The sequence below is a fragment of the Lentzea alba genome, assembly GCF_011067745.1.
In the GTDB taxonomy this organism is placed as follows: domain Bacteria; phylum Actinomycetota; class Actinomycetes; order Mycobacteriales; family Pseudonocardiaceae; genus Lentzea; species Lentzea alba.
Map to the genome: position 1 here is coordinate 243445 of NZ_JAAMPJ010000007.1, position 15030 is coordinate 258474.

The following is a 15030-nucleotide window of genomic DNA, read 5'->3' on the forward strand; positions in this document are numbered from 1 at the left end:
TTATAGGGTGATGAGGCCGTTCACCGCGTGAGCGGTGTGCCCCAATCCCTTGCCCGACAGGACTTCCATGCACCAGTCCCGCCGTCCTCTCACCGGCCTCTGCGCCCTGCTCACCCTCACTCCGTTGCTGACGGCCTGCTTCGCGGCCAGCGGCACGGACACGAACGCCGGATCGTCCAGTCGGCTGCGGGTGGCGCTCGCCCGGCCACCGGCGCAGGCGTTGTCGCCGTTGAGCAACGACGCCACCGTGCTGGGCAAGCTGTCGGTGGCCGAGGGGCTCACGGTGCTGGACGCCAACGGTTCCGCGGCGCCCGCGCTGGCGACCTCGTGGGTGCGCAAGGATGCGACCACCTGGACGTTCGAGCTGCGCAAGGCCACCTTCCACGACGGCACGGCGTTCACCGCGGAGTCCGTTGTCGCCTCGCTCGGTCACGCCGCCGCGGCCAAGGTCAAGCCGCGCGTGCTCAGCGACGTGACGCTGACCGCGAAGGCCGAGGACGCCGACACCGTCACGATCAGCACGAGTCCTGCGGACCCGGTACTCCCGATGAGGCTGGCCAGCCACGAGCTGGGCATCTTCGCGGCGAAGGCGTACGGCCAGGACGGCACGGTCACCCCGGTCGGGACGGGCACGGGCGCGTTCAAGATCACCAAGCTCACCGGGAAGAGCTCGGTGACGCTGGACCGGTTCGACGGCTACTGGGGTGGTCGAGCGAAGTCCGCGGGCATCGACGTGACCTGGATCGTGGACGGCAGTGCCAGGGCCAACGCGCTGCGGTCCGGTGAGGTCGACATCGCCGAGTGGATCCCCGCCTCCCAGGCGAAGCTGCTGAACGAGGACATGCGGCACGAGGTGTCGTCGGTGCGCACGGACAGCCTGCTGTTGAACACCGGCGACGGCATCTTCGCCGACCCGTCGCTGCGCGCGGCGGCCCGTAGCGCCCTGGACAGCTCGGCTGTCGTCGGCCCGATCTTCGCCGGGCACGCCGATCCCGCGCAGGGACTGTTCGGTCCGGCCGTCACCTGGGCCGGGGGCTTGCGGGTCGCGGTGACCGGGCGGGCGGACGCCGCGTCGGTCGCGGACGTGAAGGCGAAGACGCAGGGCAGGACGGTGCGCCTCGCGGCCATCACCAACCGGGCCGAACTGCCCGAGGTGGCGACAGTCGTGCAGCAGCAGCTGGAGAAGGCCGGGTTCACGGTCCAGCAGGACATCCGCGAAACCGCGCAGCTGGAGCCAGACCTGCTCGCAGGCAAGTACGACGCGTTGGTCTTCTCTCGCGTAACACTGCTCGACACCGGTGACGCGGTCGCGTACCTCGCCAGCGACTTCACCAGCTCCGGCACCTACAACATCGCCCGCCTCAAGGACGCGCGGGTGGACCAGGCCATCGCGGCCGCCGCGCAGGAGAGCGACACCGCGCAGCGGCAGCAGAAGATCATGCTGGCCGAGGCGGAGATCCTGCGCACGGACGCCGCAGTGCCGCTGGTGCACGAGAAGGTCGTGCAGGGCTTCAGCCCGCGCGTCGAGGGCGTGGTGCTCGACCCGCGGGAGCGGACGCTCATCACGACCGGCACGCACCTCAAGTGAGCAAGTCCGCCGTTGGCCGCGTCGTCGCGGGCGCCGGTCTGCTCGCGGCCGTGGCGATGCTCCCGTGGCTGTCCGGCACCGATCCCGCGCTCGCCGTGCTGCGCGCCCGTTCCGCTGACCAGGACCCGACCCCGGAGCAGCTCGCCGCGGTGCGCGAGCAGGTGGGGCTCGACCAGGGGCCGCTGGCCCACCTGGTGCGCTGGCTGGGCGGGCTGTCGCGCGGCGACGCGGGTGTGTCGTGGGTGTCGGGGGAACCGGTGCTGCCCGAGGTGGCGACCGCGTTCGCGGTGTCGGTCACGCTGATGCTCGGCGCCCTGGTGGTCACGGTCGCGGTGGCGGCACTGGTCTGCGCCCGCACGCTGCGGCAGGGCGCGGAGCTGCGGCTGCGCGAGGAACGGGCGGGCACGGCGGCCGCGTTCCTGGCCGCGCTGCCCAAGTTCCTGCTCGCCTCGTTGCTCGCCACGGTGTTCGCGGTGTGGCTCGGCTGGTTCCCGTCGAGCGGCTGGGAGGGGCCGGCGTCGATGGTGCTGCCCGCACTCGCTCTCGGCGTGCCGTCCGGAGCGGTGATCGGCGGCCTGCTCGCTCAGTCGCTGCCGGCCGCGTTCGCCGAACCGTGGGTGCGGACCTGGCACGCCTGCGGGTTTCCGCCCGGCTACATCGCGCGGCACGGGTTGCGCGGCGCGGTGGCGGGAGTGCTTCCGCAGCTGCTGCCGACCATCGTCGGCCTCGTCGGCGGCGCGGTCGCGGTGGAGAAGATCTTCAACATCCCGGGCCTCGGCCGGCTCGCCCTGGACGCGGCCGTGGCGCGGGACCTCCCGCCGTTGCAGACCGCGACGCTGGTCCTCGTGCTGCTCGGCGTCGTCGCTGGTCTGCTCGTACGGGCTGCGCGACGCGGGATGCTCGGACCGGCTCTGCGCGACGGCGCTCTGCCCGCGCTGAACCCTCCAGCACTGCGGCCGCACCGCTTCACCCGGTGGATCGGCGGGTTCTGCGCGCTGGCGTTGCTGACGCTGCTCGTCGCCGGGCTGTCGCGCGACCCGCTGCACGTGGACACGGCTGCTCGGCTGGCGGCACCGTCGATCGAGCACCCGCTGGGCACGGACTCGCTCGGCCGCGATCTGCTGGCCCGCCTGGGGCACGGGGCACTGCGCACGACAGCGTTGGCGCTCGGCGTGACCGCCGTGAGCGTCCTCATCGGACTGTTGCTCGGCATGACCGGCCGGGTGAGCGCGGGCCTCACGGAGGTGGCGTCGACGCTGCCGGCCGTGCTCGCCGGACTGCTGACGACCGCGGTCACCGGGCCGTCGGTGTGGGGTGCGGCGTGCGCGGTGTGCCTTGTCGCCTGGACGCCTTATGCCGTCCAGGCCGCGGCGTTGTTCGAGCAGGAGCGGGCGACCGAACACGTGCGCGTGTCGAAGTCGTTGGGTGCGAGCCCGGTGCACCTGATGCGCCGCAGCCTGCTGCCGGCGGTGCTGCCCTCCGTGCTGCGCAACGCGGTGCTGCGCCTGCCGACCACGGTGCTCGTGCTGGCCTCGCTCGGTTTCCTCGGCCTGGGCGAGCAACCACCTGCCCCGGAGTGGGGTCGCCTGCTCTCGGAGAACCAGCCGTACCTCGAACTGGCACCGTGGACCGTCCTCGGCCCGGCCGGTGCGCTGGTGCTGCTCTCGGTTCTCGCGGTGTCGAGCACTACCGGACCAGCGTCCCCCGGCCGGAGGACGCTGGTCGCGGTGCTCAGTGGGAGGCGCCGCTGAGCTCGTTCGGCTTCTGGGCCAACGACGCCGTCGCGGTGATCTTGCCCTCGGCGAGGTCGATCCGGTGCAGCTGCTGCTTGTTCGGGTCGGACACGTAGGCGGTGCCGCCCCTGACGAAGATCGCCGGCCTCGGCTGCTGCCACTCCAGCGGTTCCTGCCAGGTGTCCGTGACCGCGATGGTGCGGGTGACCTCGGCCTTGACGGGGTCGATCACGTGGATCTTGCCGTCGGTGCCGAGCACCAGCGCCTCACCCTGCGGGCCACGTGCGAGTGAGCGGAAGGTGTAGCTGGCGCCGAGGTCGACGAGCTTGAGAGTGCCGGTGGTGGTGTCGATCAGCGAGATCTGGGTGGGGCGTTCGAGCTCGGCGTCGGCGTCCTGCTTGTAGTCGCCGAGGACGATCGGGGACGAGTCGCTGCCCGCCTGGTTGCCGATGCGGCCGTACGCCGTGGGGCTCTTCACCTTGGTGATCGCGCCGTTGCGGTAGACCAGCACGCCGTTCTGGCAGCCGATGACGACGACCTCGTCCTTGGCGGTCGCCTCGCCGTGGACGCCGGGGCAGTCCTCGTTGCGGGTGATCTCCTTGCGGGACTTGTCGAGGACCTGGATGCCGACGCGCTTGTCCTTGTTGCCGAGGGTGGAGACCAACTCCCCGTTCTTGAGCTCGATCGCGACGCCGTGGTGCGGTTCGGGGGCCTTGTACGTCTCGACCTCGCGCTCCGCATTGGCCAATGTGGACGGGTTGAGGATGCGGACCTCGCCGGTGCCGTCGGTGAACAGCACGGTGCGTCCGGCGTGCCGGACGACGTGGCCGGGTTCGGCGCCGGGGAACTCGATGTCGGTCAGCTTGCCGGCGGCGGCGTCGAACACCCGGAACCCGGTGGACGTCGACACCACCAGGTGCTTGTCGTCGCCCGCGGCGTTGAGCCGGTTGAAGCCCGCCAGCTTGACGTCGGCCTTGACCTCGAGCGTCTTGCCGTCCAGCACGTAGATCCCGCCGTCATAGGTGACGGCGACCGGCTCGGTGACCGAACCGCTGCCGGAAGCGGGCTGCTGTGCCTGTCCCGCGCCGCAACCGGTCAGGACGAGCGTCGAGGCCACTGTGGACACCACTGCCGTGGTCCACGTTCGCGACCAGCGTTTCATCTGTTTCTCAACCTTCTCTTCAACCGGTGTGTCGGGTCAGTCGCCGGCGAGGCCGCGCACGATGGCCTCGGTGTTGGCGCGGGTCATTTCCAGGTAGGTCGCTGCCCCGCCGCCCGCCGCGGTGAGCGACTCCGAGTACAGGGGGATGACGCGGACGTGCACTCCTGCCTGCTCGGCGAGCACGCGGGCGAGGCGATCGGGTTGCGAGGAGTCGGCGAAGATCGCGCCGACTCCCGCCGTGCGGACGGCTTCCGCGAGCCCCGCCAGGTCGGACGCGCTCGGCGAGGCGAGCGTCGTGCCGCTCGGAATCACGGCACCGATCACCTGGAAGCCGAAGCGCTGGGCGAGGTAGCCGAAGACGTGGTGGTTGGTGACCAGCTTGCGGCGCTCTGCCGGGACGGCCGCGAACCGCTCACCCGTCCAGCTGTCGAGGCGGTCGATCTCCTCGAGGTAGCGCGCGGTGTTGGCTCTGACCACGCCGGCGTCGATGCCGTCGACGTGCTCGATGACACGCTGGCTGATCACCTCGACCGCTTTGCGCACGCGCTTCGGGTCGGTCCAGAAGTGCGGATCAGGCTGTCCGGCCACGTCCTCGGCGGTGTACCGGATCGGGTCGATCTGATCGCCCACCGACAGCGCCGGCACGTCAGCCTGCTCGGCCGCCCGGACGTGCCGCAGCACCCCTTCTTCCAGCCCGAGTCCGTTGTAGACGACGAGCGCGGCGCTTTCCAGCCGGGCCGCCTCCTGCGCCGAGATCGCGAACGAGTGGGGGTCGGCGTTCGGCTTCATGAGCACCGTGACCGGAGCCGCGTTGCCGACGATCGACCGCGTGATGTCACCAAGGATGTTGGTGGTGACCACGATTCCGGTGCCCTGCCCGCGTGCGCTGCCGCATCCGGTCAGCACCAGCAGGAGGGCGCAGGTCACCGCGAGGAGTCGCTTCATCGTCCCGTCTCCACCAGATGCGCCGGCTCGATCTCCAGCCGGATCGTCCTGGCGACTCGAAGATTGTCGTTGTAGTCGATCTCGTGGACGGCCCGCGCGGCAGCGTCGTTGACGTAGGCGCGGTTCGGGTCCACCTCGATCACCGGTAGCACGCTGCCCTGGGGAACGGACGCCGACAGCACCTGGCGTTGTGCGATCTGCTTGCCGGACTTGACGTCGTAGCCGTGCAGCACACCGTCCGCGGTCAACGTCAGCAGCGGTCCTCCCTCGCCGACCGCGTTCACGGCGACGACCGGCCCGGTCTCCAGCAGCGCCCACTTCTTCGCCCGCACGTCCAGTGACCACACACCGAGCTGTCCCGCCCTGGCGGCGAGCACCGTGCTGCCGGGCCGGTGGCGGAACTCGACCGCACGCTCGGCCTCGGGCACGGCACGGGGATACGGGATCTTCTCGCCGGTGAAGGAACCGTCCTTCGCGTTCACCACGAGCGCCCCGTCCGCGCAGCCGAAGACGACGCCCCGGCGGGTCACCGCCTGACCGCGCGGCCTCTGGCACGCCTGCTCGATCGTCGTCACGTCCTTGCCGTCCCTGGTCTTGACCGCCACTCGATCGGATCCCGTCACGAGCAGGTGTTCGGCGTACGGCACAGCGACCCCGCCCTTGAGCTCGCCCCGTGCGGTCACCGCGCCGCCGTCCAGGCCCTGCCGGTCCAGCAGAGTCGTGTCACCGCGGCCGAACGCCACGGCCGCGACGGTGGGATCGCTGTCCGCGTTCACCACTGCGTCTCCCGCGACCGAACCGACGTCCCTGGCCTGGGCGCGGTAGTAGTGCACGTGGTCACCGTGATCGACCATCCAGGCACCGCTGTCGACGATCCGCACCGAGCCCTTGCCGGTCAGATAAGCGAAACGGCCGTCGCCGGTGATCGCCTGGACACCGTCCACCCTGCCGACGTCGGTCACGGCCTCGGTGATCAGGTCGACGACCCGCACGGCACCGGTGCGCGCATCGGCCACGACCAGCCGGGACTGTGCCTCCGCGGTCTCCTCCGCGCCCTCGACGTAGCCGTGCGGCACCTCCTCCGACGCGGGCTTCGTGCCGCAACCGGCCAACGGCAGCACCACGAGCAGCGCGGCGATCAACACCGCGTGTTGCCCGCCCGCTCCGGAGATCCGCACCCGGTCACGCACCTGAGCGGCCAGTGCCGCCAGGAAGAACAAGGCAACGGCGACGAGCGCGATGGTCGCGCCCGCGGCCGTGCGCGCGTGCCACGAGACGAGGAGGCCGGTGACGGTAGCCGCCACACCGAGTACCGCCGCGCCGAGCATGATCGTCGGAATGCGGCTCGCCCAGTACGTCGCGGCGGCCGGTGGCGCGATGAGCAGACCGAACACCAGCAACGTGCCGACCACTTGGAACGACGCCACGATCGCCAGCGTCACCAGACCGAGCAGCACCGCGTGGGCCAGCCGCGGGCGCAGGCCCAGCGTCTGCGCCTTGCGCGGATCGAAGGTCAGCGCCACGAACCCGCGATGGCCCCACAGCGCCACCGGTGCGGCAACGGCCAGCGCCAGGGCCAGATGAACGATGTCCTGTCCGCGTACGGCCAGCACGTCACCGAAGAGGAACGCGGTCAGGTCCACCGCGAACGATTCGGAGTGCGAGACGAGGATGACGCCCAGCGCGAGCATGCCCACGAACAACAGGCCGATGCTGGTGTCCTGGGAGAACCTCCGGGTACGTCCGAGGGCCGTCACGCCGAACGCCATCGCGCCCGCGCTCGCCGCGGCACCGACGAACAGGTTGCCGCCCAACAAAGACGCGATCGCAACGCCGGGCAACATCCCGTGCGACATCGCGTCACCGAGGAAAGCCATGCCGCGCAGCACAACCCAAGTACCGGCAAGCGCACACAGGCAGGAGACGAGCACACCGGCCCACAAAGCCCGCTGTACGAACGAAACCTCGAACGGGGCGAGAAACCATTCCACGCCGGGTACCGTATATTGACAATGACAATCATTGCAGCAACGAGGAGGGTGTCGTGACGCACATCTCGGACCAGCCCGCCGTACGACTTCGCGGACTGTCGGCCGGCTACGCCCGGCACACCGTGCTGCACGACGTGACCGCGGACTTCCCCCGCGCCGAGGTGACCGCGGTCGTGGGCCCCAACGGCTCCGGCAAGTCCACCCTGCTCGGTGTCCTCGCCGGCGTCATCTCTCCTGCCGCGGGCGCTGTGGAGATCAGCACCCGCCGCCCGGCCTTCGTGGTGCAGCACAGCGCGGTTCCGGCAGGACTGCCGATCACCGTGTGGGAAACCGTCGCCATGGGCAGGTGGGCGCACCGCGGCCCGTGGCGGCGCCTGTCCACAAAGGACAAGGAGCTGATCGGTGCCGCCCTGGAACGGATGGGTGTCTCGGATCTCGCGGCACGCCGACTCAGTTCGCTGTCCGGCGGGCAACGCCAACGCGCCCTGCTGGCGCAGGCGTTCGCACAGGAGTCCGACCTCTTGCTGCTCGACGAACCCGACGCAGGTCTCGACGCACAGTCACGGCTCGACATCGCCGCCGCGATCTCGCACGCACGGACCAACGGTGTGACGGTCATCCACGTCACGCACGACCTCGACGAGGCATCGCGGGCGGACAACTGCCTGCTGCTCCAGGACGGCCGCCTGACCGCCGAAGGCGACCCGCACGCCGTTCTCCAGCGCCGCTGAGACCCGGCAGGGACGCCAGGCTCAGGCAGATCTGTCAGGTGGTGGCCGGGCCGCAGCCCGCCACCACCTCGGGCCGCAACAGGTCGGCCAGGCTTTGCGCGGGCAGCAAACCCTTCTCCAGCACGAGCTCCGCCACTCCCCTGCCGGTGACGAGCGCTTCCTTGGCGATGGCGGTGGCCGCGGTGTACCCGATGTACGGGTTGAGCGCGGTGACCAGTCCGATGGAGTTCTCGACGGCAGCCCGCAGCACCTCGGTGTTGGCGGTGATACCGGAGACGCAGCGCTCGGCCAGCGTCAGGCAGGCAGCGCGCAGGTGCGTGATCGACTCCGACAGGGAGTGCAGGATGATCGGCTCGAAGGCGTTGAGCTGCAACTGACCCGCCTCCGCCGCCATGGTCACGGTGACGTCGTTGCCGATCACCTCGAACGCGACCTGGTTGACGACCTCCGGGATCACCGGGTTGACCTTGCCCGGCATGATCGACGAACCGGCCTGCACGGGCGGCAGGTTGATCTCACCGAACCCCGCGCGCGGGCCGGACGACAGCAGGCGCAGGTCGTTGCACGTCTTCGACAGCTTGACGGCGATTCGCTTGAGCACGCCGGACATCTGCACGAACGCACCGCAGTCCTGGGTGGCCTCGACCAGGTTCGCGGCGGTCACCACCTCCAACCCGGTGATCGCGGCGAGGTGCCGGCGGGCCGCTTCCGCATAGCCGGGTGCCGCGTTGAGGCCGGTGCCGATCGCGGTCGCCCCCAGGTTGATCTCGTGGATCAACAAGACCGCCTCGGCGAGCCGGGCGCGGTCCTCGTCGAGCATCACGGCGTAGGTGGAGAACTCCTGCCCCAGCGTCATCGGCACTGCGTCCTGCAGCTGGGTGCGGCCCATCTTCAGCACGTCGCGGAACTCGACTGCCTTGCGGGAGAACGCTTCTTGGAGCACGGACATCGCGTCCAGCAGTCCGCGCACGGCGAAGATCGTCGCGATCCGCACGGCCGTCGGGTAGACGTCGTTGGTGGACTGGCCGAGGTTCACGTCCTCGTTGGGGTGCAGGTACGAGTACTCCCCCTTCTCGTGGCCGAGCAGCTCCAGCGCGCGGTTCGCCACGACCTCGTTGGCGTTCATGTTGGTCGAGGTGCCGGCTCCGCCCTGGATCACGTCCACGACGAACTGGTCGAGCAGCTTGCCCGCCCGGATCTCCCGGCACGCCTCGGCGATCGCGGCGGCCTTCGCCGAATCCAGCAGCCCGAGCTCGTCGTTGGCGAGCGCGGCGGCTTCCTTGACTGCGGCGAGTGCCTCGACCATGTGCGGGTAGGCGGAGATCGGCGTACCGGTGATCTGGAAGTTCTCCTTGGCGCGCAACGTGTGCACGCCCCAGTAGGCGTCGGCGGGCACGTCGCGGTCGCCGAGCAGGTCGTGCTCTCTTCGGGAGTCTGCGGCGGTCATGGCGGCTCTCTCGGGAGAAGGGGCGGCCTTCCGCGACGGGAGGGCGGTCGCGGAAGGCCGGGTCGGGTCAGCTCCAGCGGTCCTTGGCCTTGTAATACGCCCCGCCGAACGGCAGGAACCACGCGGTGCCGTTGTAGAACGGCACGGGCACCTTCGGGAAATCGAGGCCGCGCAACGGGTTGGCCTCCGGTTTGCCGTCCATCATCTCGGCCACCGCCCGGCCCATGTACGTGGCCATCTGGACGCCGTGGCCGCAGTAACCCATGGAGTAGTAGAGGCCGTCGATCTCTCCCGCGTGCGGGATGCGGTCCCAGGAGAAGCCGACCATGCCTCCCCACACGTAGTCGATCCGGACGCCGGCCAGCTGCGGGAAGATCTCCGTCATCTCCCGCTTGAGGATGTCACCGCTCTTGATGTCGGAAGCCGGGTTGGAGGGGGCGAAGCGGGCCCTGCCGCCGAAGGCGAGGCGGTTGTCCGGGGTGAGGCGGACGTAGTTGCCGATGTTCTTGTGGGCGACCAGCAGGCGGCCGTTCGGGATGAGCTCCTTGGCGCGCGCCTCACCCAGCGGCTCGGTGACGATGATGAAGCTGCCGACGTTGATCAGTCGCTTCCGGAACCACGGCAACGACTTGTCGGTGTAGGCGTCCGTCGCCGCCATGACCTGCTTGGCGCGGATGGTGCCGTGCATCGTCTCCACCACGAAGCCGCCGCCGGGCAGGCGGGTGAGGCCGGTGGCGGCGTTGCGCTCGTGGATCTGGGCACCGGCCCGCTCGGCGGCGTCCGCCATGCCGCCGACGAACTTGCCCACGTGCAGGCCCGCGCTGAGCGGGTCGAGCAGAGCGCCGTGGTAGTAGTCCGAACCGATCTCGGCCCGCAGGTCGCTCTTGCTCAGCACGACCGTCTCGTGGCCGAAGTGCTCGGCCAGTTCACGCTGCTTGGCCTGCAGGCCCTTGACGTGACTGGCTTTGCAGGCCAGGCCGAGGCGCCCGGAGCGGGTGAAGTCGCAGTCGATCTGCTCCTTGAGCGTCAACTCCTCCACGAGGTCCACGGCCTCGCGGAAGGCGTTGTACAGCTCGACTGCGCGTTCGTCGCCGTACCGCTTGCGTGCCTCGCCGGGCGGAATCGTGATGCCCTGCGTGCACATGCTGCCGTTGCGGCCCGATGCACCGGAACCGATCTGGTCCTTCTCGACCAGCACCACCGACGCACCCTTGCGCGCCGCGTGGTAGGCGGTCGACAGGCCGGTGAGGCCGCCGCCGATGACCACCACGTCCGCGCTCTCGGGAAGTGGTTTGCCCGAGCGGTCGGGTCGTCGCGGGGCGGTGTCGAGCCAGTAGGGGATCTGTTTCATGGCGGCGGTTCCTCGTCTTGTCAGCAGCCGAGCAGGGCGGGCAGCCCTGACATGTCGGGCAGCTCGTCGTAGGGCTGGTAGTCGCTGCTGCCGCGACGGCCGTAGCGGTTGATCCACACGCGGCGCTTCAGGCCGAGATCCCTGGTGGGGATGTGGTCGTACTCCCAGCCCTGCGCGACGTGGATCACCTGGCTGGGGTCGACGTCCATGGTCTGGAAGGCGTACTCGAACGTCTGCCGGTCCGGCTTGTACGCCTTGGCCTGCTGCGCGGTGATCACGTAGTCGAACTCGACGCCGATGTTCTCGACGTTGCGCGCGATGAGGTTGTCGTCGGTGTTGGAGATGATCGCGATCTCGTACTTCTTCTTCAGCGCCCGCAACGCGTCGGGCACCTCGGGCCAGGGCCCGAAGGTCGGGACGGCCTCGACGAGGGCGTCGCCGTCGGACTCGCGGTACTCCAGGCCGTGCAGCCGCATCGCGTTGCGCAGGCTGGAGTGCAGGACCTCGTGATAGGGCCGGTAGGCCTCCAGAACCGCCTGGAAGCGCATGACCCGGAAGTCGTCCAGGAACTCGTCGACGTCCAACCCGTCCAGGTCGAGCCGGTCGGCCAGCACCTTCAGGGTGGTCGGCGCCAGCTCGAAGTTGATCAGGGTCGCGTAGGCGTCGAAGGTGACGATCTGACGCATGGTGTCCATTCCTCTGTCTCAGACCACCCGGTCGCCGGGGGTCACGATCTCGTCGAGTGCGGCCAGGTCGGCCTCGGTGGGGATCCAGCCGGCCGCCGCCGCGTTGGCGGTGACCTGCTGCGGGGTCATGGCACCGCTGATGACGGAGCCGACGGCGGGCAGTGCGGCGAGTCCGCCCACGGCGACCTCGAGGAGGGTGAGTCCCCGCTCGGCGCCGTACGCCGTGAGTTCCTCGACCCGGTCCAGGGCCGCGTCGGTGAGCCAGCCCTGCCGCCACGACAGGCGGCTGCCGGGTGGCGGTTCCGCTCCCCTGCGGTACTTGCCGCTGAGCAGTCCGTTGGCGAGCGGGTAGTAGGGCAGGACGCCGATGCCCAGGCTCAGGCACGTGGGCGTGAGCTCGGTTTCGACGCTGCGGTCCAGCAGGTGGTACCGCTCCTGCGTGCTGACGAAGCCGGCCAGGAGCTGCTCGGAGGGCAGGTTGGAGCAGCCGATGTGCCGCACCTTCCCCTCGCCGACCAGTTCCTCGAGCGCCGCAACGGTTTCCTCGATCGGAGTTACGCCGTCGGGCTGGTGGTACTGGTACAGGTCGATCCAGTCGGTGCCGAGGCGGGACAGCGACGCCTCGACCGCGTGCCGGACGTACCGGCGAGAACCGCGGGGCCCGTAGTCGCCGTAGCCCATCGCCATGCCGAACTTGGTCGCGAGCACGACCTCGTCGCGGCGGCCTTTCAGCGCGGCACCGAGAAGTCGTTCGCTGGAACCGCGATCGCCCTCGCCGCCGTACATGTCCGCGGTGTCGAACAACGTGATGCCCGCGTCCAGTGCGGCGTGGACGACCGCCGCGGTCCCCTCCGCGTCGAGGCGGGAGCCGAAGTTGTTGCAGCCCACCCCCACGACGGAGACGACGGGACCGCGTTCGCCCAGCGCGCGGTATCTCATGTGCGGTTCCCGAAACCGATGCAGACGTTCTTGGTCTGCGTGTAGCTGTCCAGCCCTTCCAGGCCCTTCTCGCGGCCCCAGCCGCTGTGCTTGTAGCCGCCGAAGGGCAGTTCCACGCCGGTGCCGACGCCGGTGGCGTTGACGTTGACCTGGCCGGCGCGGATGCCGTGCGCCATCCGCAGGGCCTTGTCGATGTCACGGGTCCACACGTACGACGACAGGCCGAACGGGCTGTCGTTGGCGATCTCCAGCGCGTCGTCGACGTCGTCGAACTCGATGACGGTCACGACGGGCCCGAAGATCTCCTCGCGGGCGACCCGGTCCTGGTTGGTCAGTCCGGAAAGGACGGTCGGCGCGACGTAGTAGCCGCAGCGCAGCGTCAGATCCGCGGGTTCGCCGCCGCCGGCGCGGACGGTCGCACCCTCCTCGCGGGCGAGGTCCAGGTATCCCAGCACCTTGTCGCGCTGGCGTGCCGAGACGAGCGGCCCGACGTCCGGGTCGGTGAGACCGGGGCCCACGCGCAGCGCGTCCGCGTGGGCCGCCAGCCGGTCCAGGAACTCCTCGGCACCGCGCTGCAACAGCAGCCGGGTTCCGGCCGAGCAGGTCTGGCCCGCGTTTCCGAACGCCGAGGCCGCGATGGCACCCAGCGCCAGGTCGAAGTCGGCGTCGGCGAACACGACGACCGGTGACTTGCCGCCCAGCTCGACGACCGACGGCACCACGTTCTCCGCGGCGGCCTGGGCGACCTTGATCCCGGTGGCCACCGACCCGGTGAACGTCACCTGGTCGATGCCGGAATGCCCGGCGAGCGCCGCACCGGTCTCGCCGTCGCCGGGCACGACGTTCAGCACGCCCGGTGGCAGGCCGCACTCCAGCGCGATGCGGGCGATCTCCAGCGGCGTCAGCGGTGCTTCCGGTGACGGCTTGAGCACCACCGTGCAGCCGGCCGCGAGCGCGGGCGCACTGCCCCGCGCGGTGTTCTGCAGCGGGTAGTTGAACGGGATGATCTGCCCGGACACGCCGATCGGCTCGCGCACGGTGTAGTCGATCAGGCCGGGTCCCAGCGGGATGGTCGAGCCGCCGAGCTTGTCCGCGAAGCCCGCGTAGAACTCGAAGTACCGCGCGGCCGCTTCGACGTCGGCCCTGGCCTGCTTCAACGGCTTGCCCACGTCGAGGCTTTCCAGTCGCGCCAGCCGTTCGCCGTCGGTCCTGATCGCCTCGGCGATCCGGTACAGCAGCCGGCCCCGGTCCGCGGCACGCATCCCCGCCCACTCGGGGGCGGTGAACGCGGCACGGGCGGCGGCGACCGCGGCGTCCACGTCCGCCTTGCCCGCCAACGACAACTCGGCGATCGGGTCACCCAGTGCCGGGTCCACGACGGTGAAGGTACGACCGTCGGCAGCGGGCACCCGCTTGCCGTCGATCAGCAGCTCGGTGACGTTCATGGCTTGATCTCGCCTTCCACCGCACCGAAGATCACGACCTCGTCGCCGGAACGCACGGTGCGGATGCGGCGCACCCACAGCACGATGCCATCCCAGTCGGCGCGGACCTCTTCGAGCGTGTTGCCGTAGTGGTCCACGATCTGCCCGATCAGGTCGCCTTCCTTGCAGTTCTCGCCCGGCTCGGCGTAGCTGACGAAGAAGCCGCCGTTGCTGGAGCGGGCGAAGGTGCCCGTGACGGCCGTGTAGGTGTCGCGCAGCTCCACCTCGCCGTCGATCATCTTGAGGCTGCGCAGGATGTTGCGGATCGAGTGCATGTGCCGCTCGACGTTGGCCTCGCGGTACGTGGCGCCACCGCATTCGATGGTGATGGCGGGCTTGCCGGCCGCGAGCACGGGGTGGCGGACCGTGCCGCCCCACTTGCCGCCCTTCCAGACCAGCTCGTGCCCGGCGGCGAGCGCGATGTCCGTCGCGAGGTCCTCGTAGCCGCCCTGGAGGATGACCAGCGGGGCGATCTCGCCGTAGGCACCACCGGTGTGCAGGTCGACCACGGCGTCCACGACGGGAACGACCTGCTCGACGAACGTCGCGGCCAGCCGCTGCGAGTAGGAGCCCTCCGGGTCGCCTGGGAAGATGCGGTTGAGGTTCAGGTGGTCGATCCCGCTCGCGCGGGCGGCCGCCTCGAAGGCCGGGGTGTTCATGCAGGGGATGCCGACGACGGTGCCGCGCAGGGTGGCCGGGTCGATCTCGGCGAGCGCTCGCCGGATGGCCTCCTGCCCGTCGTACTCGTCGCCGTGCACGCCCGCGTCCACGCACAGCACCGGGCCGTCCTCGGCGCCGTTGACGACGATCAGCGGAATGCCGAGCTCCACGCCGTAGCTGCTGGTGCCGACCGGGATGAGGCCCTGCGCGCGCTCACCCCGAGCGACGGTCAGCGGACCGATGGAGTACATGTGGGTTCCTTCCCAAACAGGTGGTTCAGATGCAGTGCGGTCGCCGTCTTGTTCGCGCCCAT

At 70.1% G+C, this 15030-nt stretch carries 11 protein-coding genes and 1 pseudogene; 3 read left to right on the forward strand and 9 right to left on the reverse strand.

Annotated elements, in window-relative coordinates:
* Positions 1–67 precede the first annotated feature (67 nt).
* Positions 68–1588, forward strand: a complete 1521-nt coding sequence (locus G7043_RS25935; RefSeq protein ID WP_166049757.1) for an ABC transporter substrate-binding protein — start codon at positions 68–70, stop codon at positions 1586–1588.
* Positions 1585–3339, forward strand: coding sequence for an ABC transporter permease subunit (locus G7043_RS25940; RefSeq protein WP_313888070.1), 1755 nt, complete (start codon positions 1585–1587; stop codon positions 3337–3339). Before G7043_RS25935 ends, G7043_RS25940 begins: the two co-directional genes overlap by 4 nt.
* Here the strand turns inward: G7043_RS25940 and aztD are convergent.
* The 3 genes and pseudogenes from aztD to aztB form a co-directional block, all read right to left on the reverse strand.
* Positions 3320–4483, reverse strand: coding sequence for a zinc metallochaperone AztD (aztD, locus tag G7043_RS25945; protein WP_166049759.1), 1164 nt, complete (start codon positions 4481–4483; stop codon positions 3320–3322). The two genes, G7043_RS25940 and aztD, sit on opposite strands and share 20 nt — an antisense overlap.
* A gap of 36 nt (positions 4484–4519) precedes the next feature.
* Positions 4520–5428, reverse strand: a complete 909-nt coding sequence (gene aztC, locus G7043_RS25950; RefSeq protein WP_166049760.1) for a zinc ABC transporter substrate-binding protein AztC — start codon at positions 5426–5428, stop codon at positions 4520–4522.
* 1172 nt (positions 5429–6600) lie between these two features.
* Positions 6601–7419 (reverse strand): annotated as a pseudogene (gene aztB / locus G7043_RS48600) (zinc ABC transporter permease AztB); the annotation flags it as partial.
* A 53-nt stretch (positions 7420–7472) separates the two neighbouring features.
* Here aztB and aztA point away from each other — a divergent pair.
* On the forward strand, positions 7473–8150 hold the full coding sequence (gene aztA / locus G7043_RS25960; RefSeq protein WP_166049764.1) for a zinc ABC transporter ATP-binding protein AztA: 678 nt from the start codon (positions 7473–7475) through the stop codon (positions 8148–8150).
* A 34-nt stretch (positions 8151–8184) separates the two neighbouring features.
* Here the strand turns inward: aztA and aspA are convergent, their stop codons facing one another.
* From aspA to G7043_RS25990, 6 genes are all read right to left on the reverse strand, one after another.
* Entirely contained in the window at positions 8185–9597 is a 1413-nt protein-coding gene (gene aspA / locus G7043_RS25965; RefSeq protein ID WP_166049766.1) for an aspartate ammonia-lyase, read from the reverse strand.
* Between the two features lie 67 nt (positions 9598–9664).
* A complete protein-coding gene (locus G7043_RS25970) occupies positions 9665–10948 on the reverse strand; it encodes an NAD(P)/FAD-dependent oxidoreductase (RefSeq protein WP_166049767.1) in 1284 nt (427 codons plus the stop codon).
* A gap of 20 nt (positions 10949–10968) precedes the next feature.
* A complete protein-coding gene (locus G7043_RS25975; RefSeq protein WP_166049770.1) occupies positions 10969–11634 on the reverse strand; it encodes a haloacid dehalogenase type II in 666 nt (221 codons plus the stop codon).
* 18 nt (positions 11635–11652) lie between these two features.
* Entirely contained in the window at positions 11653–12573 is a 921-nt protein-coding gene (locus G7043_RS25980) for an aldo/keto reductase (RefSeq protein ID WP_166049772.1), read from the reverse strand.
* Positions 12570–14018, reverse strand: coding sequence for an aldehyde dehydrogenase family protein (locus tag G7043_RS25985; RefSeq protein WP_166049774.1), 1449 nt, complete (start codon positions 14016–14018; stop codon positions 12570–12572). Before G7043_RS25985 ends, G7043_RS25980 begins: the two co-directional genes overlap by 4 nt.
* A complete protein-coding gene (locus G7043_RS25990; RefSeq protein WP_166049776.1) occupies positions 14015–14968 on the reverse strand; it encodes a succinylglutamate desuccinylase/aspartoacylase family protein in 954 nt (317 codons plus the stop codon). Before G7043_RS25990 ends, G7043_RS25985 begins: the two co-directional genes overlap by 4 nt.
* Positions 14969–15030: the final 62 nt, after the last annotated feature.